Origin of the sequence: Curtobacterium sp. Arg-1, assembly GCF_025643395.1 — a bacterium.
GTDB lineage: Bacteria > Actinomycetota > Actinomycetes > Actinomycetales > Microbacteriaceae > Curtobacterium > Curtobacterium poinsettiae.
Genome location: NZ_CP095731.1, coordinates 814817 through 840633 on the forward strand (window position 1 = coordinate 814817; position 25817 = coordinate 840633).

Annotated in this window: 21 protein-coding genes and 1 tRNA gene; 18 read left to right on the forward strand and 4 right to left on the reverse strand. The window is 71.8% G+C overall.

Annotation, left to right across the window (positions count from 1 at the left end):
* Window positions 1-16 precede the first annotated feature (16 nt).
* The 7 genes from MXD64_RS03985 to mfd all read left to right on the forward strand — a co-directional run bounded on the left by MXD64_RS03985 (window position 17) and on the right by mfd (window position 9146).
* Window positions 17-919, forward strand: a complete 903-nt coding sequence (locus tag MXD64_RS03985; protein ID WP_263137158.1) for a hypothetical protein — start codon at window positions 17-19, stop codon at window positions 917-919.
* Window positions 920-1065: 146 nt separating this feature from the next.
* Window positions 1066-2265, forward strand: coding sequence for a sensor histidine kinase (locus tag MXD64_RS03990; RefSeq protein WP_263137159.1), 1200 nt, complete (start codon window positions 1066-1068; stop codon window positions 2263-2265).
* A complete protein-coding gene (locus MXD64_RS03995; RefSeq protein ID WP_042537855.1) occupies window positions 2262-2918 on the forward strand; it encodes a response regulator transcription factor in 657 nt (218 codons plus the stop codon). The genes MXD64_RS03990 and MXD64_RS03995 overlap by 4 nt, the downstream gene beginning before the upstream one ends.
* An 8-nt stretch (window positions 2919-2926) precedes the next feature.
* A complete protein-coding gene (locus MXD64_RS04000) occupies window positions 2927-3901 on the forward strand; it encodes a hypothetical protein (RefSeq protein ID WP_194590268.1) in 975 nt (324 codons plus the stop codon).
* Between the two features lie 328 nt (window positions 3902-4229).
* Entirely contained in the window at window positions 4230-4853 is a 624-nt protein-coding gene (locus MXD64_RS04005; RefSeq protein ID WP_042537722.1) for a 50S ribosomal protein L25/general stress protein Ctc, read from the forward strand.
* 30 nt (window positions 4854-4883) lie between these two features.
* Window positions 4884-5468 carry an aminoacyl-tRNA hydrolase gene (gene pth / locus MXD64_RS04010; protein WP_017886754.1) on the forward strand — a complete coding sequence of 195 codons (585 nt, stop codon included), beginning with the start codon at window positions 4884-4886 and terminating at the stop codon, window positions 5466-5468.
* Between the two features lie 69 nt (window positions 5469-5537).
* Window positions 5538-9146 carry a transcription-repair coupling factor gene (gene mfd, locus MXD64_RS04015; protein WP_017886753.1) on the forward strand — a complete coding sequence of 1203 codons (3609 nt, stop codon included), beginning with the start codon at window positions 5538-5540 and terminating at the stop codon, window positions 9144-9146.
* A gap of 98 nt (window positions 9147-9244) precedes the next feature.
* Here the strand turns inward: mfd and nhaA are convergent, their stop codons facing one another.
* Window positions 9245-10423, reverse strand: coding sequence for a Na+/H+ antiporter NhaA (nhaA, locus tag MXD64_RS04020; protein ID WP_056072828.1), 1179 nt, complete (start codon window positions 10421-10423; stop codon window positions 9245-9247).
* A 90-nt stretch (window positions 10424-10513) separates the two neighbouring features.
* Between nhaA and MXD64_RS04025 the strand changes: the two genes are divergently transcribed.
* The 8 genes from MXD64_RS04025 (at window position 10514) to MXD64_RS04060 (ending at window position 18896) form a co-directional block, all read left to right on the forward strand.
* Window positions 10514-11209: a MazG family protein gene (locus MXD64_RS04025; protein ID WP_159557497.1), complete on the forward strand. Its 696-nt coding sequence runs from the start codon at window positions 10514-10516 to the stop codon at window positions 11207-11209.
* A gap of 285 nt (window positions 11210-11494) precedes the next feature.
* A complete protein-coding gene (hisS, locus tag MXD64_RS04030) occupies window positions 11495-12739 on the forward strand; it encodes a histidine--tRNA ligase (RefSeq protein ID WP_263137160.1) in 1245 nt (414 codons plus the stop codon).
* Between the two features lie 123 nt (window positions 12740-12862).
* On the forward strand, window positions 12863-14146 hold the full coding sequence (gene eno, locus MXD64_RS04035; protein WP_027464494.1) for a phosphopyruvate hydratase: 1284 nt from the start codon (window positions 12863-12865) through the stop codon (window positions 14144-14146).
* Between the two features lie 478 nt (window positions 14147-14624).
* Window positions 14625-15158 (forward strand): FtsB family cell division protein, encoded by a 534-nt coding sequence (locus MXD64_RS04040; protein ID WP_263137161.1) that lies wholly within the window; start codon window positions 14625-14627, stop codon window positions 15156-15158.
* Window positions 15159-15226: 68 nt separating this feature from the next.
* Complete coding sequence (locus MXD64_RS04045) at window positions 15227-15775, forward strand: DUF501 domain-containing protein (protein ID WP_056072833.1); 549 nt, start codon at window positions 15227-15229, stop codon at window positions 15773-15775.
* Window positions 15776-15815: 40 nt separating this feature from the next.
* Window positions 15816-17351 carry an NAD(P)/FAD-dependent oxidoreductase gene (locus tag MXD64_RS04050; protein ID WP_263137162.1) on the forward strand — a complete coding sequence of 512 codons (1536 nt, stop codon included), beginning with the start codon at window positions 15816-15818 and terminating at the stop codon, window positions 17349-17351.
* Window positions 17352-17364: 13 nt separating this feature from the next.
* A tRNA-Leu gene (locus MXD64_RS04055) sits at window positions 17365-17438 on the forward strand.
* A gap of 117 nt (window positions 17439-17555) precedes the next feature.
* Window positions 17556-18896, forward strand: a complete 1341-nt coding sequence (locus MXD64_RS04060; protein WP_017886745.1) for a threonine/serine exporter family protein — start codon at window positions 17556-17558, stop codon at window positions 18894-18896.
* 115 nt (window positions 18897-19011) lie between these two features.
* On the opposite strand, the gene MXD64_RS17820 is transcribed toward MXD64_RS04060, so the two are convergent.
* Together MXD64_RS17820 and MXD64_RS17825 are read right to left on the reverse strand one after the other, a co-directional pair.
* Window positions 19012-19875 (reverse strand): hypothetical protein, encoded by an 864-nt coding sequence (locus MXD64_RS17820; protein ID WP_411512252.1) that lies wholly within the window; start codon window positions 19873-19875, stop codon window positions 19012-19014.
* Complete coding sequence (locus MXD64_RS17825; protein WP_411512253.1) at window positions 19872-21566, reverse strand: Ig-like domain-containing protein; 1695 nt, start codon at window positions 21564-21566, stop codon at window positions 19872-19874. The genes MXD64_RS17820 and MXD64_RS17825 overlap by 4 nt, the downstream gene beginning before the upstream one ends.
* Before the next feature lie 83 nt (window positions 21567-21649).
* Here MXD64_RS17825 and MXD64_RS04075 point away from each other — a divergent pair, with 83 nt between their 5' ends.
* Both MXD64_RS04075 and MXD64_RS04080 read left to right on the forward strand, forming a co-directional pair.
* Window positions 21650-22231, forward strand: coding sequence for a LemA family protein (locus MXD64_RS04075; RefSeq protein ID WP_017886744.1), 582 nt, complete (start codon window positions 21650-21652; stop codon window positions 22229-22231).
* Window positions 22232-22250: 19 nt separating this feature from the next.
* Window positions 22251-23153, forward strand: a complete 903-nt coding sequence (locus MXD64_RS04080) for a M48 family metalloprotease (protein ID WP_263137165.1) — start codon at window positions 22251-22253, stop codon at window positions 23151-23153.
* A gap of 4 nt (window positions 23154-23157) precedes the next feature.
* Here MXD64_RS04080 and MXD64_RS04085 read toward each other — a convergent pair whose 3' ends face one another.
* Window positions 23158-24453 carry a winged helix-turn-helix domain-containing protein gene (locus tag MXD64_RS04085; protein WP_263137166.1) on the reverse strand — a complete coding sequence of 432 codons (1296 nt, stop codon included), beginning with the start codon at window positions 24451-24453 and terminating at the stop codon, window positions 23158-23160.
* A 92-nt stretch (window positions 24454-24545) separates the two neighbouring features.
* Between MXD64_RS04085 and MXD64_RS04090 the strand changes: the two genes are divergently transcribed.
* Window positions 24546-25805 (forward strand): AI-2E family transporter, encoded by a 1260-nt coding sequence (locus tag MXD64_RS04090; RefSeq protein ID WP_042537710.1) that lies wholly within the window; start codon window positions 24546-24548, stop codon window positions 25803-25805.
* Window positions 25806-25817: the final 12 nt, after the last annotated feature.

Sequence of the window (25817 nt, forward strand, 5' to 3'; positions counted from 1 at the left end):
CTGGCACAGTGGTCGCATGGAGTTCGCCGACGTCGCCAGGGAGCTGCTGCTCGTCGCGCCGCAGGACTTCGTCGCCGAGCGCACCGCACGGCAGCGCGCGGTGCGCAAGGACGACCGTGCCCTCGCGACGGCGATCGGGAAGCTCCGGAAGCCCGCCCCGGCGGCCTGGGTGATCGACCTGCTCGCCCACGACGGTGCCCTCGACGACGCCGTCGACCTCGGACCGGCGCTCCGCAAGGCCCAAGCCGACGCCGACCCCGACGCGATCCGGACCCTCCGTCGGCAGCGCGCCGAGGTCGTCGACGCCCTCGCGCAGGCCGGTGCGGACCTGGCGTCCGACGCCGGACATCCCGTCACCCCGGCGGTGCTCGAGCAGGTCCGGTCGACGATCGAGGCGGCGATGGCGGATCCGCACGCCGGCGCGACCGTCCGGTCGGGGCTGCTCGTGACGGCGCTCGAGAGCGTGGGGTTCGACGCGGTCGACCTCGACGGGGCGCTCGCGGATCCGGACGCGGTGCCCGATGCCTGGTCCGGCAGCGATGCCCCACCCATCCCCATCTCCCAGGCGAGGGGTGCGCGGAAGGCGAGCCGTGCCTCCAGGCCCGCGCAGCGCGACGCCGCGGAACCGGACGCCGAACCCGAACCGAAGCGCGACCCGGCCGCCGACCGGAAGGCCGCGCGCCAGGCCGAGACCGCAGCGCGCACGGAGTCCCGCGACGCCGACGCAGCACTCGACACCGCCGAGGCCGATCTCGAACAGGCGGAGGAGCGGCGCGCGGAGCTCCAGCGTGCCCTCGAGCAGGCCGAGGCCGAGATCACCCGGCGCGAGGCAGCCCGCGACGAGGCCGAGGCGGCGAGCGACCGCGCGCGGGACGTCCTCCACGCCGCGCAGGAGCACCGTCGGCAGGTCCGTCGCTGAGCGAACCGACGCGTCCTCATCACCTCGGATGAAAAGCGGTCGCGCGGCTCGGTCCCCGTGCAGCGCGGCCCATACGCTCGCGTCATGACCTCCTTCCTCCGCCGGTACCGGCACCTGCTGGCCCCGCCGCCGGCGCCGTGTACCTCGTGCTCTGGATCGTCGCCGAAGCCGGACGTGCGGGACTCGCCGACCACGTCGTCGTGGTGTCGGCCTTCGCCGTCGCCATCGGCCTCGCCGCGTGGATGCCCGCGACCGCGCTCGGACTGGTCGTCGGCATCCCGCTCCTGCAGGCTGCCCGGCTGCTCACCCGGCCGACCGACACGACCTGGCCGGAGTACCTGGCGATCGCGATCGTCGTCGGCGTCGTCGGCGCCGGTCGGTCCGACCTGCTCCGCTACCTCGCGGTCCCCGTGCTCCTGCTCGCGAGCGCGGCGGCCGCCTGGGCGATGGCGGTCCCGACCGCTGCCGACCAGGACGTCTGGGGCAGCTGGGTGGGGAACGCGGGCGGGACCCGGTCGGACCTCGTCACGATCACGTTCGCGTTCGTCGGGGTCAGCGGTGTCGCCTGGGCCGTCGGCGTGGCCATCGGTGCCGCGTGGCGGATCGGCCTCGCCCGGGTCCGTGTGGTCGAGGCGCAGCGCCGCACCGAGGTGACCACGACCGAGCTCCGCGCCGAGCAGGACCGTGCCCGCATCGCCCGCGACGTGCACGACTCGCTGGCCCACTCACTGGCGGTCGTCGTGTCCCAGGCCCAGGGGGCCGCAGCCATCGCCGTGCGGGACGAACACGCTGCCCGGGCGCTGGAGGACATCGCTGACGTGAGCCGCTCGGCACTGGGCGACGTCCGGGCCCTGGTCGAACGCATCCAGGCGAGCGACGACGCCGACCGTCACGGCTTGCTCGATGTCCCCGACCTGGTCGAGGACATGCGGGAGCTCGGGATGACCGCGACGTTCGAGGAGCACGGCGCAGCCGGTCAGGTCCCCGCGGGCAGCGCCAGCGCGGTGCACCGGATCGTCCAGGAGAGCCTGACGAACGTGCTGAAGCACCAGGGGCGGACAGCGACGGCCCGGGTGGCGCTCGACTGGCGCGGGCCGGGGCTCGGCGTCGTCGTGACGTCACGGGGCAGCGAACCGCTCGTGGCGCTCGACGGTGCCGGTTCCGGTGTCGCCGGGATGCAGGAGCGTGCACGACTGGCCGGCGGCTGGCTGCGTGCCGGTGTGGGCGACACCACGGACGAGTGGGTGGTCACCGCGTGGCTGCCGACGACCGCCGCCGTGCCGACCACGGCGACGCACGACACCGACACCGACACCGCGGCCGTCCGGCCGGAGCGCGTCCGATGAGCGCCGTCCGCGTCGCCGTCGTCGACGACCAACGACTGTTCGCCACCGGGATGCAGATGCTCGTGGACGCCCAGGACGACATGACCTGTGTCGGGACCGCCGGCGACGGTGCCGCCGCCCTCGAGCTCTGCGCCGCCGAACACCCCGACGTGCTGCTGCTCGACCTGCGGATGCCGGTCATGAACGGCATCGAGACCCTGACCCGGCTCGCCGCGTCGACCCAGGACCGCCCGCGGGTCGTCGCGCTCACGACCATCCGCCGCGACGACGCCGTGCTCGCCGCACTCCGCGCCGGCGCCGCAGCGTTCCTGACGAAGGACGCCCTGCCCGACGTCGTCACCGCGACCATCCGCGACGTGCACGCGGGCCGACCGGCACCGACGGAAGCGGAGGCGCTCGACCTGCTGCGCGCGCAGGGCACCCCGGCCGTCACCGATCGGCGCGACGAGGTGCTCGACTCGCTGACGGCTCGCGAGCGCGAGGTCTTCATGCTCGTCGCGAAGGGGCTCAGCAACGCCGAGATCGCCGAGTCGGTCTTCCTGAGCGACGCCACCGTGAAGACCCACGTCCGCGCCGTCCTGACGAAGCTCGGCCTCCGGAACCGGATCCAGGTCGTCATCACCGCACACGAACGCGGCCTCGTCCGCGCCTAGGGGGAACCATGCAGATCACGAACCGCGTCGCGAAGACCGGCACCCTCGTCGTCGTCCTCGCCGGACTGGCCACCGCGGTCGTCCACGGGCTGCCCGAACGCGCCGACGTCGCGGTCGCACCCACCGTCGAACAGGACAGCACCGCGTGGGCGATGCCGCTCGACGCCTTCGTCGCACCGGCCTCGTCGAAGACCACGTACGCAGAGGACCTCGTGGCCGAGCCCTGCCTGCGGAAGGCCGGCATCGACGATCCGGCGCCCTGGGCGACCGCGGCCGGGCTGCAGGCCGACGACGACGCGGCAGACACCGCCGCCCGGGCGAACCCGTCACCCGCACTCGCGACCACCCGGCCCCTCACCGCGGCGCTCGCCGAGACCCGCGGCTACCACGGGTCGTCCGTGGCCGGTGCGAACCAGGCGGGCATGCGGAAGTGGGGGGACGACCCCGACCGCCAGGCGGCGTTCGCGGCACTCCCGGACGACGTGGCCGCCCGCTGCTGGAAGGCCGCCCGGAAGACCCTCGGTACCACGCTGCGCGGCACCGAGCAGGCGGCGTCCGAGCTCGCCCAGCGCCTGACGTACCTGGCTGCGCTGGACGCACGTCAGGACGACACGGTCCGGACGGCGGCGGCCGAGTGGCGCACCTGCATGGCGCCGTCCGGTGTGCCGGACCTGCCGGAGGGGCCGGAGGGCATGCCGACCCCCTCGATGCACGTCAGCGTCCGTGACGGCGACCAGGTCGTCCTGTTCTCGGACGACCCGGGGAAGGCCGAGGTCGCCGTCGCCGAACGGGACGTCGCGTGCCAGGAGTCCTCCGGCTACCGCAGCGCGCTGTACGCGGCGGAGTGGGAACGGCTCCTGCACGTCACCGCGACCGACGCCGCCGTGCTCCGGAAGGGGTCGACCCGGCAACCGCAGGTGGATGCCCGCCTCGACCGGGTGATCGCGCGGCTCGCGCCGGCGGCGCCGGCCGGGATCGACTGACGCGGCGGTCGCGGGGAGCGGTCCTGGGGGGAGCGCCCCGCGCCCGTCGCATGGGGACGACGGACAGGAGGCCCGTGGCGGGACAGCCACGGGCCTCCTGTCCGTCGCGGTTGGCGTCCGGACCGTGCCGCGCGACACGCCCGGACGGTACTGCTAGACTCGGTCCCTGACTTCGGCGAGGGCTGCGTACGCGCGGCCGTGATCGACGCGGTGGGATACCCGGCAAGACCCTGGGATCGTTCCTCACGCGTGCACGCGTTCGAGTTGCAACACCACAGACCCCCACGATGCCGGCACCCCGGCGTCGTCCCCGACACCAGGAGGCACCATGGCCGACTACACCAAGCTCGCAGCGGAAGTCCGCACCAAGTTCGGCAAGGGCGCTGCTCGCAAGCTCCGCGCGGCCGACAAGATCCCCGCCGTCGTCTACGGCCACGGGACCGAGCCGAAGCACATCTCGCTGCCCGGTCACGAGACCATGCTGCTCGTCCGTACCGCCAACGCGGTCGTCGACCTCGACATCGAGGGTGCTGCCCAGCTCGCCCTCGTCAAGGACGTCCAGCGTGACCCGGTGCGTCAGATCATCGAGCACATCGACCTCGTGGTCCTCCGCCGCGGCGAGAAGGTCACGGTCGACGTGCCCGTCGTCATCGAGGGCGAGTCCTTCTCCGGCACCATCCACGTGCAGGACCTCAACACGATCTCGCTGCTCGTGCTCGCCACCGACATCCCGGAGCACGTCTCCGTGAACGTCGAGGGCCTCGAGGACGGCGTGCAGATCCACGCCTCGCAGCTCGAGCTCCCCGAGGGCGCCGAGCTCGAGACCGACCCCGAGGCGCTCGTCGTCGCGATCGTCACCCCGCGTGGCACCGCTGACGACGACGCTGCGGACGAAGCCTCGGCCGAGGCCGGCGCCGAGTCGGGTGCCGAGGGCGCCGCGGACTCCGAGTAACACCCCCTTCGAAGACATCTGGTCGACGCTGTGACGGACAACATCCTCGTGGTGGTCGGGCTCGGGAACCCCGGGCCCGACTACGCGGGCAACCGCCACAACGTCGGCCAGATGGTCCTCGACGAACTCGCGTCCCGCATGGGTGCGACGTTCAAGAAGCACAAGACGCCGAACCAGGTCGCCGAGGGGCGCCTGGTGCCCGGCGGCACACGACTCGTGCTGGCGAAGCCCGGGTCGTTCATGAACACCTCGGGCGGACCGGTCTCCTCGGTGCTCGGGTTCTACAGCGCCACCCCGGCCGACCTCGTCGTCGTGCACGATGAGCTCGACCTGCCGTTCGACACCGTCCGCCTGAAGGGCAGTGGCGGGCACGGCGGGCACAACGGGCTGCGCGACATCATCAAGGCCACCGGGACGAACGAGTTCATGCGCGTCCGGGTCGGCATCGGGCGTCCGCCCGGTCGGCAGGACCCGGCTGACTACGTGCTGCGTGACTTCTCCGCAGCCGAGAAGAAGACGCTCCCGATCCTGCTGGCCGACGCCGCCGACGCGGTCGAGGCGATCGCCGAGGTCGGCCTGCTCGCCGCACAGCAGCGCGTGCACGCTCCGTCCTGAGTGTTCCGCGCTGTTCGCCCGTCGCGCACGGCGCGGTCGGCGTCGGTGGTGGCCGGTACCATCTCCTGAGTGACGATCTCGGGCATCATCCCTGCGCTCTCGCGCGCCTCCGCCTTCGATCGCGTGCTGCGCGCCGCACCGCGCGACGCCGACTTCTCCGTCGTGGACGGCCTGCGCGTGCCGCTGCTCGGTGCGCTGCTCGCCGAGCGCAACGGTCCGCAGTGCGTCCTCGTCATCACGGCGACCGGGCGTGAAGCCGAAGCGGTCCGCGAAGCGTTCGGCAGCTACGTCCCCGACGCCGAGGTGCTCGAGTTCCCCGCGTGGGAGACCCTGCCGCACGAGCGTCTCAGCCCGAGCCCCCAGACCGTCGGCACACGCATCGCGACGCTCCGCAAGCTCGCTGCCTGGCAGGCGACGGACCCGACCGAGCGGCGCCAGACCGTCGTCGTCGCGAGCGTTCGAGCCGCGCTGCAGCCGATCGCGAGCAACCTGACGTCCCTGGCGCCGGTGGTGCTGCGGACCGACTCGCGTGGCAACGACCTGGCGGCGATCTCGGCGCAGCTGGTGGACCTCGCCTACTCGCGCGTCGACCTCGTCACCCGCCGTGGTGAGTTCGCGGTGCGCGGTGGCATCCTCGACGTCTTCCCGCCGGCGGCCGACCACCCGGCACGTGTCGACTTCTTCGGCGACGAGATCGAGGCGATCAAGGCGTTCTCCGTCGCCGACCAGCGCACCACCGAGGACGACCTCGGTTCGGTCGAGCTGACCGCCTCGCGCGAGCTCCTGCTCAGCGACGAAGTCCGGCAGCGGGCCCGCGAGATGCTGCACGAGTTCCCGAACCTGTCGCAGATGCTCGCGAAGATCGCCGAGGGCATCCCGGTCGAGGGCATGGAGTCGCTCGCTCCGGCGCTCGTGCAGGACCTCGTTCCGATGACCTCCTACCTGCCGGACGACGCCACCATCGCGGTGTTCTCGCCCGAGCGGGTGAACGGCCGCGCGAACAGCCTGGCCGAGACGAACACCGAGTTCCTGCAGGCGGCCTGGAGCGCAGCGGTCGCCGGGGCACAGGCCCCGATCGACCTCGACGCGGGCAACTTCCTGACCGTGCAGCAGCTCAAGAACACCCGCGGGCAGCGCACCTGGTGGACGGTGTCGCCGTTCGACTCCGGCCTCGACGAAGGGGACACCGAGCGCGTCCTCACCGACGCCGAGGCCGCTGCCGAAGCCGGCGAGTACATCCGCGTCCGGGCGGAGGCGGTGCCGAGCTTCGCGGGCAGCGCCGACGGGGCGATCGCGCACGTCAAGTCGCTGACCGACGACGGGTGGGCGGTCGTGGTGACCGCGCAGGGGCAGGGCCTGGTCGAACGTGCGGTGCAGGTGCTGGCCGACGCCGGGGTCGCCGCCCGTGCCGCAGCGGTCGACGCGCCGCCCGAGCCGGGGTTCGCCGTCGTGACGACCGCGACCGTCGAGCACGGTTTCGCCATCCCCGACCCCCGCATCGCGGTCCTGAGCGAGGCCGAGTTCTACGGCCGCAGCGTCCAGCAGGGGGCCCGCACCGTCAAGAAGCTCGCGAGCCGGCGCAAGAACGTCGTCGACCCGCTGCAGCTCAAGCCGGGCGACGTCGTCGTGCACGCGACCCACGGCATCGGCAAGTTCGTCGAGCTCGTCAGCCGCGAAGTGAGCTCGGGTGGACGCAACGCGGTGAAGACGCAGCGCGAGTACCTCGTGCTCGAGTACGCGCCGTCGAAGCGCAACTACCCGGGCGACAAGCTCTTCGTGCCGACCGACCAGCTCGACCAGCTGTCCCGCTACGTCGGTGGTGAGTCCCCGACCCTGTCGAAGATGGGCGGCTCGGACTGGTCCGCCGCCAAGTCGAAGGCGCGCAAGGCCGTCCGCGACATCGCCGTCGACCTGGTCAAGCTGTACTCGGCGCGGATGGCGTCGAAGGGGCACGCGTTCGGTCCCGACACCCCGTGGCAGCGCGAGCTGGAAGAGGCGTTCCCGTTCGCCGAGACCGCCGACCAGCTCACCACGATCGACGAGATCAAGCGCGACATGGAACGGCCGATCCCGATGGACCGCCTGCTCTCCGGCGACGTCGGCTACGGCAAGACCGAGGTCGCGATCCGCGCCGCGTTCAAGGCCGTGCAGGACGGCAAGCAGGTCGTCATGCTCGTCCCGACGACCCTGCTCGTCCGCCAGCACATGGAGACCTTCCAGGAGCGCTTCGCCGGGTTCCCGGTGCACCTGCGCGCCCTGAGCCGGTTCCAGACCGAGAAGGAGTCGAAGGAGACCATCGCCGGGCTCGCCGACGGCACGGTCGACATCGTCATCGCGACCCACCGGATCCTGTCGCAGGGCATCACGTTCAAGGACGTCGGTCTCGTCATCATCGACGAGGAACAGCGGTTCGGCGTCGAGCACAAGGACCAGCTCAAGAAGTTCAAGACGAACGTCGACGTGCTGGCGATGTCGGCGACCCCGATCCCGCGCTCGCTCGAGATGGCGGTCACGGGCATCCGCGAGATGTCGACCCTGGCCACCCCGCCAGAGGACCGGCACCCCATCCTGACCTTCGTCGGGCCGCAGTCCGACCTGCAGGTCGCCGCCGCAATCCGCCGCGAGCTCCTGCGTGAGGGCCAGGTGTTCTACGTGCACAACCGGGTGAAGGACATCCAGTCGGTCGCCGCACACCTGGCCGAGATCGTGCCGGACGCCCGCATCGCCGTGGCGCACGGGCAGATGTCGGAGACCACCCTCGAGCAGGTCATGGTCGACTTCTGGGAGCGTCGCTTCGACGTCCTCGTCTCGACGACGATCATCGAGACCGGTCTCGACATCGCGAACGCCAACACGCTCATCATCGACAAGGCCGACAAGTACGGGCTGTCGCAGCTGCACCAGCTGCGCGGTCGGGTCGGCCGTGGCCGCGAGCGCGGGTACGCGTACTTCCTCTACGACTCCGACAAGCCGCTGTCCGAGACCGCGCAGGACCGCCTCGAGACCATCGCCGCGAACAACGAGCTCGGTGCGGGCATGCAGGTCGCCATGAAGGACCTCGAGATCCGCGGGGCGGGCAACCTGCTCGGTGGTGAGCAGTCCGGCCACATCGCGGGTGTCGGGTTCGACCTGTACCTCCGGATGATCGGCGAGGCGGTGTCGCAGTTCCGTGGCGACGTCGCCGAGGGGCAGACCGAGCTCCGCCTCGAGATCCCCGTCGACGCGCACATCCCCGAGGACTACGTCGAGTCCGAGCGGCTCCGGCTCGAGGCGTACCAGAAGCTGTCGGCGGCCTCGGCTCCGACGGCGCAGCCGAACGCGATCGACATGGTGCTCGACGAGCTCACCGACCGCTACGGGCAGCCGCCGCAGGCCGTGCAGACCCTGGTCGAGGTCTCCCGCCTGCGTCGGATGGCGCAGCAGGTCGGCTTGTCCGACGTCGTCGTGATGGGTTCCAACCTGCGGGTTGCCGGCAAGGAACTCGCCGACTCGTCACAGGTGCGCCTGAAGCGCATGTTCCCGGGGGCCCGCTGGTTCCCGCAGCAGAACGCGTCGAGCATCCCCGTGCCGCGCCCGCACGACCAGGCGCTGCCGGACGACGCCCTCATCCAGTGGGTGGAGAGCATCCTCACCGCCGTGTACGGGGCGACGACCCCGGCGGAGGCGCCGGCCGCGTAGACGCGGCCCGTGACGGACTGGTCCACGGCGCGCACGCCGCTCGCGACGATCCACGCGTCGAACGACGCGTGCCGTGTCGCGGAACGGGTGCGAAGCCGCTACTCGGTGTCCTCGGCCTCGGACAGTTCGCGGCGCGCGCGGTACGCCCGCGCACGCAGGGTGACGACGACCGCCGACGCGACGATGGCGATGCCCGATCCGACGAGCACGGCGAGGACGCCCTCGTCGAGGATCTCCTCGTTGCGGGCGAACGCCAGCTCGTTCATGAGCAGCGACACCGTGAACCCGATGCCGCCGAGCACGCCGACGGTGATGATGGAGAAGAACGACAGCGACGAGCGGCCGGGGGAGCGGAAGATCCGCGTGGCGATCGTGCCGAACAGGGTGATGCCGATGACCTTGCCGACCGGTAGCGCGAGGACGACCGCCCAGAACGTGGGCGAGAGCTCGCTGATGCCGACCGCGGGGATGATGACGGCGGCCGACGCGAACGCGAACACCGGCAGCACGATCGCGTTCGACCACGGCTCGACGTTCTCGTGCAGGGTGTGGCCCGGACGGCGGGGCAGCACGAGCCCGAGCGCTACGCCGGCGATGGTGGCGTGCACACCGGAGTGGTAGACGAGCCACCAGGTCAGGAGCCCGACGACGACCATCGCCACGATGATCAGCGTCTGTCCGGAGCGCCCCGGACGGAGCATCCGGCCGAGCAGCCAGAACGCCACGAGCGTGACGACGGCACCGGCGAGGGCCAGGAAGTCGGTGTCGTGGGCGAACACCACGGCGATGATGATGATCGCGATGAGGTCGTCGAGGACGGCCAGCGCGAGCAGGAACACCCGGATGCCGCTCGGCAGCCCGCGACCGAACATGGCGAGCACCCCGAGCGCGAACGCGATGTCCGTCGCCGTCGGGATCGGCCACCCGTGCGTGTACTGCGTGCCCGCGGTGACGAGCAGGAAGATGCCGGCCGGGACGAGCACACCGCCGACCGCGGCGATGGCGGGGATGATCGCGGTCTTGGGGTTCGACAGCTCACCGTCGACGAGTTCCTGCTTCAGCTCGATCGCGACGAGCAGGAAGAAGACCGCGAGCAGGCCGTCGCTGATCCAGTGCGCGATCGACAGGTCGAGGCCCAGCGCACCGAGCGGCAGGTGCGCGTCGAGGAGCCGTTCGAGGCCGGGGCCGATCGGGGAGTTCGCCACGACCAGGCCGAGCACGGCGGCGGTGAGGAGCGCGATGGCGCTGAAGCGGGGGGAGCGGACGAGGGACGACATGGATCTCCGTCTCGAGGGGTCGGGTGAGTGTCCGTCGACCAGACTTCCCGACACACCACCGCCAGTCTACGGGAGTGGGACCATGGCCGGATGACCGCCGTACCGGACCTCGTGACCGTCGTCGACCGCCTGCTCGCCGAGGACGGCGGGTGCGTCTGGAACCGGGCGCAGACCCACGCCTCACTCGCCCGGTACGCCGTCGAGGAGTCGTACGAACTCGTCGACGCCATCGACGACGGCGACCCGGCCGATGTCCGCGAGGAGCTCGGCGACCTGCTCTACCAGGTGGTCCTGCACGCGGGGATCGCCGCCCGGGCGGGGGACTTCACGCTCGAGGACGTCGCCGCCGGGGTGCGGGACAAGATGACCAGGCGGCACCCGCACGTGTTCGGTGACGAGACGGCGGACACCGTCGAGGACGTCGTGCGGGTCTGGCGTGCGGCCAAGGCGTCCGAGAAGGCGAGCCGGCGGAGTGCGTTCGACGGGGTGCCGCGGGCGATGCCGCCGCTGGAGCGTGCGGTGAAGCTGTTGGAACGGCTGCAGGAGCGTGGGGACGCCGACGCGGTCGTCGCCTCCGTCGTCGGGGCCGGTTCCGGCGTCGGCCTGGAGGCCCGTGGTGCGTCCGCCGCGCTGGCGGCGGACGACGGGGTGGGCACGGCCGACCCCGTGTGGGGGCGAGCGGTGCTCGGGGAGATCGCGGCTGCAGCGGGGCGCGGGGTGGACCCGGTAGCGAGTCTGCGGGCCGCGGTGACGGAGCTCGAGGAGGCCGGTCGCGCTGCAGAGTGATCCCCGGTGCGCGAGGTCGCTCCGGGCTCGGAGGATTCGGGCGGGAGAGAACGGGCGCCCTCCCAACCCGAAAAAGAGAGGGCGCCCGTGAGCGGGCGTCGGCTCCACCAGGGAGAGGGGCCGACAGGGAATCCCGCTCGAACCGCGGGACGCACTGCAGCACGTCGCCCCGCGAACGATCCGGAACGTGGATCAGGCACGATCCGGACCGAGGTTCTGCATGCAGTATGCCAGTGGATCGGAAGGCGCGCAAGCCGGGGACGGCCGTCTGCCAGAATTGGCCGCATGGCAACGACCGTGACGGCACCCCGTGGCATGCGTGACTTCCTCCCGGCGGACAAGGCCCGGCGCGAGCACGTGCTCGGTGTCGTGCGGGACGTCTACTCGCGGCACGGTTTCGACGAGATCGAGACCCCGGTGGTGGAGGACGCCGCGCGGCTGCACTCCGGGCTGGGTGGCGACAACGAGAAGCTGGCGTTCGCGGTGATGAAGCGCGGGCTGACCACCGAGGACCTGCAGGGCGCCGTGGCCCCGCTGGACCTCGCCGACCTCGGTCTGCGGTTCGACCTGACCGTTCCCCTCGCACGCTTCTACGCCTCGCACCGTGCGGAGCTGCCGTCGGTCTTCCGTTCCGTGCAGATCGCCCCGGTCTGGCGCGCTGAGCGCCCGCAGAAGGGCCGCTACCGCCAGTTCGTGCAGTGCGACATCGACATCCTGGGGGACCCCGGGCAGCTCGCCGAGATCGAGCTCATCCGCGCGACGACGGCGGCCCTCGACGCCCTCGGTGTCAGTGGCACGACGATCCGGATCAACGACCGCCGGATCCTCCTGGCACTCCTCGCGTCGTGGGGGATCACCGAGCCCGCTGCTGCCGACCGCGCGCTCATCACGATCGACAAGCTCGACAAGATCGGCGCGGACGGCGTCGCGGCAGAGCTCCGCAGCACCGTGGGCGCCGACCTGCCCGGGCTCGAGGACACCATCCGCGCGCTCGAGGCCGCGGACTGGACGTCGGTCGAGGGCGCGCCGTGGCTGGACGCCGAGGCCTTCGCCGACCTGCTCCGCCTGCGCGAGGCGCTGCCCGGGGTGGACCTGCGGTTCGACCCGACGCTCGTGCGCGGCATGGGCTACTACACGGGCACGATCTTCGAGGTCGCGCACCCCGACTTCGGCTACAGCCTCGGTGGCGGTGGCCGGTACGACGGCATGATCGGCCGGTTCCTCGGGCAGGACGTCCCCGCCGTCGGGTTCTCGCTCGGCTTCGAACGGCTCGTCGACCTGGTGACCCTGCCGGAGTCCGCCGAGGCCGACGCCGTCGTGCTCGTGTACGACAAGGACGTCGACCCGGTCCGGCTCGCCGCGCTGAAGACCGAGGCGCTGGCGTCCCACCGGCGCGTCCGGCTCGAGCGCCGCACGAAGAACACGAAGAACCTGCTCGCCGGCCTCGCCGCGCAGGGCTTCACGGCGTTCGCGACCGTCTCGGCCGACACCGCGTCGCTCGAGGGCGTCGCGTTCCGCCCGCTCGACTGAGCACCCTGTCCCCGTTCCAGCACGGACTCGTCCACAGGTCGGCGTCACGGCCGACGTCGTGTTCACCTCCGCTCGCTAGGATCGACACCGCAATCACCACAACCAATGTGTAGGGAGTACCCCGTGGCCCTGATCGATGCCGTAGGCGCACGCGAAGTCCTCGATTCCCGAGGCAACCCGACGGTCGAGGTCGAGGTCCTCCTCGACGACGGCGTCGTGTCCCGCGCGCTCGTCCCGTCCGGTGCATCCACCGGCGCGTTCGAGGCGTACGAGCTGCGCGACGGCGACGCCTCGCGCTACGGCGGCAAGGGCGTGCTCAAGGCCGTCGACGCCGTCCTCGACGAGATCGGCCCGGCGCTCGAGGGCTTCGACGCCACCGACCAGCGCCTCGTCGACGCCGCGCTCATCGAGCTCGACGGCACCGAGAACAAGTCCCGCCTCGGCGCGAACGCGATCCTCGGTGCCTCGCTCGCCGTCGCCCGTGCCGCAGCCGACTCGGTCGACCTGCCGCTGTTCCGCTACCTCGGCGGCCCGAACGCGCACACGCTGCCCGTCCCGCTGATGAACGTCGTCAACGGCGGTGCCCACGCGGACACCAACGTCGACATCCAGGAGTTCTTCCTGGTGCCGTACGGCGCCGAGTCCTTCTCCGAGGCACTCCGCTGGGGCGTCGAGACCTACCACGCCCTCAAGGGCGAGCTGAAGAAGCAGGGCCTGGCCACCGGCCTCGGCGACGAGGGTGGCTTCGCGCCGGAGCTCGCGTCGAACCGCGCCGCGCTCGACTTCCTGCTCACCGCGATCGAGAAGGCCGGCTACACGCCCGGCAAGGACATCGCCGTCGGCCTCGACGTCGCGTCCACCGAGTTCTTCTCGGACGGCAAGTACCAGTTCGAGGGCAAGCAGCTCTCGAGCCAGGAGTTCACCTCCTACTTCGCCGAGCTCGTCGCGAACTACCCCCTCGTCACCATCGAGGACCCGCTGGCCGAGGACGACTGGGAAGGCTGGTCGCACCTGACCGCCGAGCTCGGCGACAAGGTCCAGATCGTCGGCGACGACCTGTTCGTCACGAACCCGAAGCGTCTGCAGCGGGGCATCGACGAGAAGGCCGCGAACTCGATCCTCGTCAAGGTCAACCAGATCGGCACGCTCACCGAGACCCTCGACGCGGTCTCGCTCGCGCACCGTCACGGCCTGACCTCGATCCTGTCGCACCGCTCCGGCGAGACCGAGGACACCACGATCGCGGACATCGCGGTCGCGGTCGACGGTGGTCAGATCAAGACCGGCGCCCCGGCCCGCTCGGACCGCGTCGCGAAGTACAACCAGCTGCTCCGCATCGAGGAAGAGCTCGGCGACGCCGCGGTGTACGCCGGCCGCTCGGCCTTCCCGCGCGCCGCGTCGCTGTAACCAGCCGGGCCAGCAGCACCCGCACCACCGAGACGCCGTCCTCCTCCACGAGGACGGCGTCTCGTCGTGTGTGCGGCCCCGGAGTGCCGAGCGGTCAGCACGCGCCGTGCGGTCAGGACGTGCCGAGCGCGCTGCGTCGAGTGGTCACGAGTCGTCGGCTGGCCCGGGCCCGGACGACAGGACGTGACCACCGGACGTGCGTCGGGAGGTGTGTGGTGACCACTCCGAGTGCGGGGCGGACGGACGGGCCGGAGCCGTGCCTCCCGGCTGCCTCGATCGGACCGGACCCCCCGCGGCGTCACGCCGTCGTGTCAGCCTGACGCCGCGAAGTCCGTGAGACGCCGCCGGATCCGGAGGCGTCTCGACGAGACGACGGCGTCTTCTGGTGGGCAGCACCGTGGGACGCGAGACGCTGAGAGGGCGCCGAACGGCCGCGTGCCGGGCTGCCCGACCGACCAGCGCGGGTTATCGTCGGACCGTGCCCAGCCAGAAGCCCCGCGTCCGCCGCGTCCCCGTGGCGATGCCCGACGGCAGCACGCCCGCGCACCCCTGGTACCGCTCGATCCACTTCTCCGGGTTCAGCCTGCTCATGCTCGCGATCATCGTGCTGTTCGTGGTGGTGCTCGCGCCGTCGCTCCGGACGCTCATCCAGCAGCAGGAGCAGATCGCCCAGCAGCAGCAGGAGGTCGCCAGCCAGAAGGCCGACGTCACGCAGAAGAAGCAGGACGTCGCGCGCTGGGACGACCCGGCCTACATCGAGGCGCAGGCCCGCGACCGGCTGCTCTACGTGTACCCGGGCGAGGAGAGCTACCTCGTGATGGGCACCGAGGACAAGCGGGCCGCGAAGACCCCGACCACCGAATCCGGCACCCCCGTGAGCGCCAAGGTGCAGACCCCCAAGGTCGACTGGGTGCAGGCGATGCTCTCGTCGGTGCTGCAGTCCGGACTGACGGACGAGCGTGCTGCCGACCTCGTCGCCCCCGACGTCTCCGGTACCGGCGACAGCAAGTAGTCCGAGGCGCGGAGCCGTCCGGGCCGACGGTGCGCGGGGTTCCGCTTCTCCGGTAGGCTCACGTTCCCGTGACGACCCCTCCCTTCGACCCGCCCTCCGAACGCGACGTCCAGGTCGTGTCGGCGCAGCTCGGCCGACCGGCACGTGACGTCATCGGGATCGCGGCACGCTGCGTCTGTGGCAACCCCACCGTCGTCTCCACGAAGCCCCGGCTGTCGAACGGCACCCCGTTCCCGACGTTCTACTACCTGTGCCACCCCGCGGCCACCGCTGCGGTCAGCACCCTCGAGGCCAACCAGGTCATGCCCGAGCTGGCAGCCCTGCTCGAGGACCCGGCAGTCGCCGCGCAGTACCGCGCGGCCCACCAGGCCTACCTGGCCGACCGCGAGTCGATCGAACACGTCGACGAGATCGACGGCATCAGCGCCGGTGGCATGCCCACCCGCGTGAAGTGCCTGCACGCCCTCGTCGGACACGCCCTCGCCGCCGGACCCGGCGTCAACCCCATCGGCGACCTCGCGCTGGAGCGCGCGGACTGGTCGCCCTCCCGGTGTGTGTGCCGGGCGTATGATGACGGTGCAGACGCTGGAGTCGGGGCGGGTGGCGGCGAAGTCTGACCCGACTCCCGCACACCCCCATCCAAGGAGATCATCCCCCGTGCCCAAGATCCTCGTCGTCGGCGGCGGTTACGCCGGTTTCTACACCGCATGGAAGCTCGAGAAGCACCTTCGCCAGGGCGAAGCCGAGGTCGTCATGGTGGACCCGCTGCCGTACATGACGTACCAGCCGTTCCTGCCCGAGGTCGCCGCCGGTTCGATCGAGCCGCGTCACGCGGTCGTCGCGCACCGCCGTCACCTCAAGAAGACGCGCGTCGTCACGGCGAAGGTCACCAAGGTCGACCACGCCACCAAGACGGCGACGATCACCCCCACCGAGGGCGAGGCGTGGGAGGAGTCCTACGACCAGATCGTCATGACCGCCGGCGCGGTGTCCCGCACGTTCCCGATCCCGGGCGTCGCGGACGAGGCCATCGGCCTGAAGACCATCGAGGAAGCCGCGTCCATCCGTGACCGCATCCTCAGCAACTTCCACAAGGCGGCGAACCTGCCGGCCGGTCCCGAGCGCGACCGCCTGCTCACCGTCGTCGTCGTCGGTGGTGGCTTCGCCGGCATCGAGGTGTTCGCCGAGCTCCGCTCCTTCGTCACCGACCTGCTGAAGAGCCACCCGCAGCTGTCCTTCGACGACACGCACTTCCACCTGGTCGAGGCGATGGGCCGCATCATGCCCGAGGTCTCGCTCGAGACCTCGCACTGGGTGCTCAAGAACCTCGCCGAGCGCGGCGCGACCGTGCACCTCGAGACGCAGCTGGCCTCGGCCGTCGGCGGCGTCTGCGAGCTCAAGACGAGCGACGGCGCGATCGAGACGATCCCGTCCGACCTCATCATCTGGACCGCCGGCGTCATGGCGAACCCGATGGTCAAGGGCACCGACTTCCCGCTCGAGCAGCGCGGTCGCATCCGCGTGCAGCCCGACCTGCGCGTGGTCGACGACAACGGCGTGATCGCCGACGCATGGGCCTGCGGCGACGTCGCAGCCGTGCCGGACCTGACCGGGGGCGGTGTCGGCGGGTTCTGCGTGCCGAACGCCCAGCACGCCGTGCGCCAGGCCAAGCAGCTCGCGAAGAACGTCGTCGCGACCATCCGTGGCGAGGCGACGACCGACTACAAGCACGAGAACCTCGGTGCCGTCGCGGGCCTCGGCCTGGGCACCGGTGTGTTCCAGTCCGGCAAGTTCGCCATGAAGGGCTTCCTGGCCTGGGGTGCACACCGCGGCTACCACGGCCTGGCCATGCCGTCGTGGGAGCGCAAGTGGCGCGTCATCGGCGACTGGGTCGGTGGCTTCTTCCTGGGCCGCGACATCGTGTCGCTCGACGACCGCGAGACCCCGCGTGCCGCGTTCGAGGCGTTCGCGTCCCGTCCGAAGCCCGCTGCCGAGGCCCCGGCTGCGCCCGCCGCAGCCCCCGCTCCGGAAGAGGGCAAGGTCGCCGGTGCCGCCGGCCCCGTCTACGGCGAGCCCGCGAAGGACGTCTCCAACGCCCCCCGAGCCGGTGACGGCCCCGGCCGACGCCAAGTAGCACCGCTCGCCACGAAGGCGGTCACCCCGTGCGGGGTGACCGCCTTCGTGCATCGGTAGGCTGTTGCGGCCCGCCCCCGTGGCCCAATCGGTAGAGGCACGCGACTTAAAATCGCTGAGTTGTGGGTTCGAGTCCCACCGGGGGTACCGACTTCGAGAACCGACACACGACGTACAATCGCTGAGTTGTGGGTTCGAGTCCCACCGGGGGTACCCAAGACCGCGCACCCCGCGGAACCCGCACGACCAGTAGCATCGACGATCGTGGTCGGACTCGGAAGCGCACTCGCCAACCTGCAGAACGCCCTCCGCCGACCGGAGGCCCACGTCGAGGTCGTCGACGGCGAGAGCGTCCCGGTCGGCATGCTCCTCGGCACCCTCGGTGCGCTGCTCCTGGACGCCGGCAGCTCCGTCACCGACGTCCGGTCGGCGCTCGAGAAGGCCCGGGACGCCGCCGGGGTCGGACCGACGCTCGCGATCGGCGTCCTGCCCGCCCTGGTGATGGTGAGCGAGGTCTCCACCGGCGCCGCCACCATCGTCAACGCCGAGGGCATCGAACTGTCCTCCCGCCAGGCGGCTCGTGCGAACCGCGTGGTGCTCGGGCTCGAGAGCGGCTCCATCGCCCTCGCCGAGATCCCCGCCCGCGTCCGGGCCATCCGCGCCGGCACCGTCCCGCCGCCCGCCCTGCCGTGGATCCTCGGCAACGCCCTGACCTCGGCCGGCCTGGCCGTCGTGTTCCGCTGCCCGTGGTGGGCGATCGTCCTGGCGCTCGTCGTCGGTGGGCTGGTCGGGGTGATCGGCCTGGTCCTCCGGCGCTTCCGCGAGGCCGTTGCGATCATCCCGTTCCTGGCCGCGTTCGTGTCGACGGCCATCGTCGGCCTCGTCGCCGCGGGTGCCGGGTTCGAGCAGGTCCCGCTCTTCGCCGTGTGCGCTCCGGTGGCGGTGTTCGTCCCCGGCGCCCTCATCACCAATGCCCTGCTCGAACTCACCGCCGCGGACATCGTCACCGGGTCGTCGCGACTGGTGCAGGGCCTCATCATGCTCGGCTTCATGGCCGCCGGCATCGCGTCGGGCAGTGCCCTGACCGGGCTGCACGTGGACCCGTCGTCGGCAGCGCTCGTGGGCGAGGTCGCGGGCGTCGGCACGGACCTGGCCGGCTGGGAGGCCGTGCCGGTCTACTGGGTCTCGTGGGTGGCGGTCGTGGTGCTCGCGGTCGGACTCGGCCTGGTGTTCCGGTCCGGGTGGCGCCTGACGCTCGTGTCGGTGGCGGTCATGGTCACCGCCTACGCCGTGGTGAGCGGGACGACGCCGCTCTGGGGCAGTGTCGTCGCGACCGGCGCCGCAGCGGCGCTGCTCTTCGTCGCGACACGGTTGCTCGAGCGGCTGGTGCCGGCGATCCCGGCGACGGTGTCGTTCTTCCCGGCGTTCCTGCTGCTCGTGCCGGGGACGGTCGGTCTGGTGGCGGTGGCCACCTTCGACCCCGAGGCGCTCGCCACTCCGCTCGCGACCTTCGTCAGCCTGTGCATCGGGACGAAGATCGGCGGGCTCCTGCCCGGCCTCTTCGCCCGCAACGCGCCCCGGCGCGCGGTGGACGCGACCGGCTGACGGACGGCAGGCGCGGGGCGGCGTCACCACGGGCCTCCAGGCCGTCGCCGTCCGAGCGCCGTCCGAGCACCGTCGTGACGCGACCAGTGGACCCGGTCGGGAGGCCCGGCTCGTTTCAGACGCGCGCCGCGCGCCGCTCGGTGCGCAGCCAGACCAGGGCCGCGATCGCGGCCGCCACGCACGCTGCGGCGATCCCGACGAGCAGTACCGGGGCAGCGTGCGTCCCGGTGGTCCCCGAGTAGACGGCCGTGGTCAGCGCCACGGCGACCACCGCGAGCGCGACGTACCGACCGCGCGAAGCGGCGAGCAGCGCGCTGCCGGCGGACCCGGTGACGGGCAGCAGGGTCGCGACCACGGCACCCAGGCCGCCGACGCACAGCGTGATGGCGAACTCCGACCCGAGCGACACCCAGAAGCCCCCGCCGGCGAGCAGGCTGTGCAGCACCCAGCCGACCGCCGCGAGACCGAGCAGGGCCAGCACCCGCCAGGTCGCTCCCCGGGCGCTCGCGGCGATCCCGGTGCCGAGGCGGAGCGGGCCGGTGCCCAGACCGGGCCTGCCCGACGGGACGAGGACGACGCCGACGATGAGGGCGGGGGAGAGGTCGGCCACACGCGTGATGCCGCAGGCCACGAGCGCCGCGAGCACCAGCCACGGCGACACCCGGAAGCCGATGGTCCGGTGGTCGGTGCCCGCTGCCCACCGTGTGGCGAACACGACCGCGGCGGTCAGGACCGCGGTACCGGCGAGGACCGCGATCGCCAGACGGGCGTACCGGGCCTCGAGCTCGACACCGACGCCGAGCAGGGTGCAGAGGGCCGCGATGGACACCGCGATGGTGATGGATGCCCAGGTCGGCAGGACGTCGTCGCCCCGGGCACGGTCGGACCGGGAGCGGTTGCGGCCGAGGAGCCCGGCGAACGGCGACCGGAGACGGCCGCGGGCGACGGCGGCCACCAGCGCCAGCGGCGCGGCGATCAACAGGAGGAACCCGGCTGCGACGGCGGTGGCGACCAGGACGGTCCGCCACGAGAACGCGGCCTGGATGGTCGGGACGGTGCCGTCGTAGGAGGTCGCCGCGGTCCAGTCGCCGGCGGGGCCGGACCAGTCGGGGTGTCCTCCGGCGCTGCCGACGCCGGCCGGACTGCCGGTGCCGGAGCCACTGCCGCTGCCTGAGCCACCGCCGGCCGTGGGGCCGTTGCCACCGTTGCCGTGGTTGCCGCTGTTCGTTCCGGTTCCGGTGCCGCTGCCGGTGCCGGGCGTGCCAGCGCCGGGCGTGCCGTCGACGCCGGTGCCCGCCGTGCCGGGGGTGCCCGCCGTCGCGTCGGAGCCCGGCGTCGGCCCTCCGGGGCCCCCGGGGTGTCCGTCGCGCCCGGGGTCGGTGTGCCGGTCGGCGCCGTCGTCGCGGATCCCGCCGTGACCCGCACGGCGGCCGAGGACCGGGAGTAGTTGCCCGCAGCGTCGTGCTGCGTCGCGGTGAGCCGGTGCTCGCCGGCGCGCAGGGTCGATCCCGCGGTGGAGCACGACCACGAGGCGTCCGTCCCCACCACCACGCCGCACACCGGAGCACGATCGACGTACACCGTCACGCGAGCGCCGGGCTCGCCGGTGCCGGTCACCGTCGTCGACCGGGTGCCGATCCGCTGGCCGTCGTCCGGCGTCGTGATGCGCGGGGCAGCCGGTGCGGTGCGGTCGACCGTGACCGTCACGGGCGCCGATGCCGCGCTCCGCAGGTCGGACCGGTAGCCGCGCGCGGTACTGGCCGTCTGCGAGGCGGTCACGGTGAACCGGCCGTCCGCTCGGGTGCCGAGTGCTGCGACCCACCGACCGTCCGGGCCGACCGGGGCGGTCTGCTCGGTCGTGGACCCGGACACCGACAGCGTCACCGTCGATCCGGGGAACCCGGTGCCGGACACGGTGCCGCCGGTGGGGCCGGCAGCCTGCAGGGTCGGCGGGACGATGACGTCCGAGGCCGGAGCGTTCGCGACGGGGAGTCCGGTGGCGACGAGGTCACGCACCGTGAAGACCTGCTGCGGGCCGGACCGGACGGTGCCGAGGCATGCCCAGGATCCGTCGGACCCCACCCGGGCCGTGCACCCGGACGAACCGGTCGCGGTCGGACCGGACACCCGGACGCTGTGCCCCGGCGTGCCGGTGCCGTGGAAGCGGGTGGTGCCCGTCGTGACGTCACCGGGATCCGCGATCGTGGGCCGCACGGCCGGACGCGTGGGGGTCTGCAACGGAGCGCCCGGTCGGCCCGTGCTCGGCGGCGCGATCTCGCTCGGATCGGGACTCGCCGTCGGCTCGGCCGTGGGCGGGGACGCGTCGGTGGGAGCCACGGCGGCTCGGGGTTCCGCAGCCGCGGCGGCCTGGGGCTCCGCAGTCACGGCGACCGCGACGGCCGGTGCTGCCGCGGCACCGAGGAGGGCCGCGACGAGGACCGTCGTCGCCGCTGCGAGCAGGGCGAAGCGGGGTCGACGACGAGGGCCGTCGCCCCCGACGGCCCCTTCGTCCACGTTGTCCCCGCGCGTGTTCACCGGACCCATCCCACGGGATCGAGCGCCTCTGGTCAATACACCTCGCGGATGAGGTTGCGGATCGGGCAGCAGTCCGAATGCGCGGTGTGCGTGACTCGGGAATCGGCCGTGAACACTGCTCAGCGAACGGAGCATGCAGACTGCATCGATAGACTTCACGACGGCCGTTCAGGCCATCGCAGCACCGCGGATCCCGACGCGCAAAGGAGTACGCCCGCATGGACACCGGACTCGTCACGACGCTCATCGTCGTCGGAGTGGTGGTGGTCATCCTGGTGATCATCGGGATCTACCTCTGGGTGACGTACAACGCCCTCGTCACGCTCAAGGTCCGGGTCGACGAAGCCTGGAGCGACATCTCGGTGCAGCTGAAGCGCCGCGCCGACCTCATCCCCACGATCGTCGACACCGTCAAGGGGTACGCCACGCACGAGAAGGCGGTCTTCGACGACGTGACGAAGGCCCGCGCCGAGACCCTGTCGGCCGGTGACGCCGACACGGCCTCCGCTGCCGAGGGACACATGCAGAAGGCACTGAAGAGCGTCTTCGCGGTGGCCGAGGGGTACCCGCAGTTGCAGTCGAGCCAGAACTTCCTGCAGCTGCAGTCCGAGCTCGTCGACACCGAGGACAAGATCCAGGCCGCTCGACGGTTCTACAACGGTGGCGTGCGCGAGCTGAACACGAAGATCCGGGTGTTCCCGAACTCCACGTTCGCGAAGAACCGCGGCTTCACCGAGGCCACGTTCTTCGAGACGAACGAGCCGGCGGCCATCGCCGAGCCGCCGCGCGTCCAGTTCTGACCCCAGCGTCGGAGCCGACGTGTACAGCGCCATCGCGCGGAACAAGCGGAACACCGTCGTCATCGTCCTGGTGTTCCTGCTGATCATCGGTGCGCTCGGGTTCCTCGGCGGGTACCTCGCCGGGAACGTCTCGATCGGGTTCATCGTCCTGGTGGTCGCACTGGGCTACGCCGTGCTGCAGTACTTCCTGGCGGCACGACAGGCCACCGCCATCGCGGGTGGGATCGAGATCGACCGGGCCGCCGAGCCGCGACTCTGGCGCACCGTCGAGAGCCTGGCCATCTCGACCGGCATGCCGATGCCCCGGGTGTTCGTCATCCCCGACCCCGCCCCGAACGCCTTCGCCACCGGGCGGGACCCCGAGCACGCGGTCGTCGCGGCGACGACCGGGCTGCTCGAGCTCATGGACGACCAGGAGCTGCAGGGCGTGATGGCGCACGAGCTCGGGCACGTCCGCAACTACGACATCCGGGTGTCCACGATGGTCTTCGGTCTCGTCGTGGCCGTCGGATTCATCGCCGACATCCTGCTCCGCATCTCGGTCTTCAGCGGTCTGTCCGGCGGGCGGAACCGCAACTCGGACAACGGCGGCAGCGCCAACCCGGTCCTGTTGATCGCCGGCATCGCCGCCGTCGTCGTGGCCCCGATCGCCGCGGCGGGCGTGCAAGCCGCGGTGTCCCGGCAGCGCGAGTACCTGGCGGACGCGACGGGCGTGATGACCACGCGGTACCCCGAGGGCCTGGCGCGGGCGCTCGAGAAGCTCGGGGCGTACGGCCGTCCGGTGCAGACGCAGAACTCCTCGATGGCGCACCTGTGGATCGCCGACCCGATGCGCCCCGGGGTGATGGACCGGCTGTTCTCGACGCACCCGCCGCTGCCCGACCGCATCGCTCGTCTGCGCGCGAACGCCGAGCGGTTCTGACGGGTCAGCGAGCGTCACCAGCGTCGTCGACTGCCGCGTCCTGCTCGGCACGCGCGACCGGCTGAGCCGCATCCGTGTCGTCCGCGGACACGTGCGGCACCAGGGGGAGACCGAGCGCTCCGGCAACGGCAGGTGCTGCGGTGCCACGATCGGTCACCTCGATCGCCCCCAGGCCCTGCCAGCTCGCGGTCCGCCGCAGGGTCTCGGCGAGTCGCTCGGGGTCCAGGTGCTCGCCGGGTTCCTGCCACGCGGTCCGGACCCGGAGCACGCCCCGCTGCCGGTCGCTCTTCAGGTCGATCCGACCGACGAGCCGGTCGTCCTGCAGCACCGGGAGCACGTAGTAGCCGAACACCCGCTTCGGCGCCGGCGTGTAGATCTCGATCCGGTAGTGGAAGCCGTACATCCGCTCGGCCCGCCGTCGGAACCAGACGACCGGGTCGAAGGGGCTCAGCACCGCGTCCGCCGTCAGCTGCCGGGGTACCCGCGCATCGGCGTGGAGCCAGGCCCGCTCGCCCCAGCCCTCGACCCGCACCGGGACGAGTTCCCCGGCGGCGGCGAGTGCGGCGATCGCGGCGGCGGTGTCGTCGGAGCGCAGTCGGTAGTAGTCCGCGATGTCCGCTCGGGTGCCGACACCGAGCGCGCGCGATGCCCGACGCACGAGTTCGAGCACGGCGTCGGCGCGTGCCGGAGCGGTCTCGAGGAAGCCGTCGGGCAGCACCTGCTCGGGCAGGGCGTAGACGCGCTCGAACCCGGCGCGTCCGGCGCTGACCGTCTCGCCCCACCGGAACATCTGCTCGAGCCCGAGCTTCACGTCGCTCCACCCCCACCAGGGCCCACGTCGCACGTTCGACTCGTGCTCCACCGCGCTGGCGGGTATCGGCCCCTCGGCCCGCAGCAGGGCGTGCAGCTCGCGGCGGACGGCAGCGGTCCGGGTGACCCCGTCGATCCGGGTCGGTCCGGCGTCGCGCTCCCGCAGGGCGTCCATCCGCCACCGGAACAGCCGCAGGTCGTCGCGGGGGATGAACGCGGCCTCGTGCGCCCAGTACTCGGTGTACGGGCCGGACCGCCCGAGCGTCAGCCGGTCGAGCGTCGAGCGGTCGTAGGTACCGAGCCGGGCGAAGAGCGGCAGGTAGTGGCTGCGTTCGAACACGTTGACGGAGTCGATCTGCAGCAGGCCGAGCCGCCCGAACGCGGCGTTCACCGCACGTGTCGACACCGCGTCGGCGGGTGGTCGTCCGAACCCCTGTGCGGCGAGTGCGACCCGACGGGCCTCGGCGGCGGAGAGCGTCGACCTGGGCATGCGGCGACGCTACCGAAGGCCGCCGACACGAGGATCCATGCACGTATGCCGCATCTGGCACCTGACCGGAAGCGCGTCGGTACAATCAGGCCATGGCATGGGGAAGCAAGCAGACTCATCCCGACCCCGTGGTCGAGGAATCGGTCCCGATCGGCGTCCGCATCGCCGGTGCGTGGTCGTGGCGAGCGCTCGTCGTCGTCGGTGTGATCGCCGTCTTCATCTGGCTGGTCACGGTCTTCAGCGAGATCCTCATCCCCTTCCTGGTCGGGATCGTCGTCTCGGCGCTCCTGGTGCCGATCTCGAACTGGCTGCAGCGGCACCACGTGCCGAAGTGGCTCGCGGTCGTCATGAGCCTGCTCGGCGGCGTCGCGGCCCTGGGTGCCCTGGTCTGGCTCGTCGTCGACCAGGTGATCGCGTCGTACCCGTCCCTGCGTGACCGGACGATCGACCAGTACGCCAACATCAAGGACTTCGTCCTGAACTCCGGGTTCGGCATCAGCCAGACCGACGTCAACGGCTGGCTCGACGACGGCACGAAGTGGCTGCAGGACAACTCCGCGTCGATCCTGTCCGGTGTCGCCAGTGCCGGGTCGGGTGCAACCCATGCATTCGCAGCGCTCTTCATCACCCTGTTCACCACGATCTTCCTGCTGATCGACGGCAAGAACGTCTGGCGCTGGTCCGTCCGGCTGTTCCCGAAGAAGGCGCGCGCAGCGGTCGACGGCGCCGGTGTCGCCGGCTGGATCACCCTGACGAGCTTCATCCGGGTGCAGATCTTCGTCGCCTTCGTCGACGCGGTCGGCATCGGCCTTGGGTCCTTCATCGTCGGGCTCTTCTTCGGTGGCATGCCGCTCGTGATCCCGATCGCGGCCTTCGTCTTCCTCGGCGCCTTCATCCCGGTCGTCGGCGCCATCGTCACGGGCTTCTTGGCGGTGTTCGTCGCACTGATCTTCAACGGCCCCCTCGCCGCCGTCCTGGTGCTCGGCGTCGTGCTCCTCGTGCAGCAGATCGAGGGGCACATCCTGCAGCCCCTCGTCATGGGCAACGCGGTCAAGGTCCACCCGCTCGCGGTCGTCCTCGGCGTCACCGCAGCGTCGGGGCTCGCCGGCATCGCCGGAGCCTTCTTCGCCGTGCCGCTGATCGCGACGCTGAACGCCATGGTCACCACCATCGCGAGCGGCCGCTGGCGCCGGCTCGACTCCGACCACGTGCTCGAAGCGACGCCGAAGCGCGGGCAGCACGGCCAGATCCAGTTGCTCCGGCGGCGCCGGCACAAGGTCGGCGACGACGTCCCGGCCCCGGGCGTCGACGCTGGTCCCTCGGCCGAAGAAGGCACCGCCAGCACCAACTGAGCGTCACACGAG

Coding starts and splice junctions, on each gene's coding strand:
- MXD64_RS03985 (WP_263137158.1), top strand. CDS start 17: ATGGAGTTCGCCGACGTCGCCAGGGAGCTGCTGCTCGTCGCGCCGCAG.
- MXD64_RS03995 (WP_042537855.1), top strand. CDS start 2,262: ATGAGCGCCGTCCGCGTCGCCGTCGTCGACGACCAACGACTGTTCGCC.
- MXD64_RS04000 (WP_194590268.1), top strand. CDS start 2,927: ATGCAGATCACGAACCGCGTCGCGAAGACCGGCACCCTCGTCGTCGTC.
- MXD64_RS04005 (WP_042537722.1), top strand. CDS start 4,230: ATGGCCGACTACACCAAGCTCGCAGCGGAAGTCCGCACCAAGTTCGGC.
- nhaA (WP_056072828.1), bottom strand. CDS start 10,423: ATGTCGTCCCTCGTCCGCTCCCCCCGCTTCAGCGCCATCGCGCTCCTC.
- MXD64_RS04025 (WP_159557497.1), top strand. CDS start 10,514: ATGACCGCCGTACCGGACCTCGTGACCGTCGTCGACCGCCTGCTCGCC.
- hisS (WP_263137160.1), top strand. CDS start 11,495: ATGGCAACGACCGTGACGGCACCCCGTGGCATGCGTGACTTCCTCCCG.
- MXD64_RS17825 (WP_411512253.1), bottom strand. CDS start 21,566: ATGCTCCGTTCGCTGAGCAGTGTTCACGGCCGATTCCCGAGTCACGCA.
- MXD64_RS04075 (WP_017886744.1), top strand. CDS start 21,650: ATGGACACCGGACTCGTCACGACGCTCATCGTCGTCGGAGTGGTGGTG.
- MXD64_RS04085 (WP_263137166.1), bottom strand. CDS start 24,453: ATGCCCAGGTCGACGCTCTCCGCCGCCGAGGCCCGTCGGGTCGCACTC.
- MXD64_RS04090 (WP_042537710.1), top strand. CDS start 24,546: ATGGCATGGGGAAGCAAGCAGACTCATCCCGACCCCGTGGTCGAGGAA.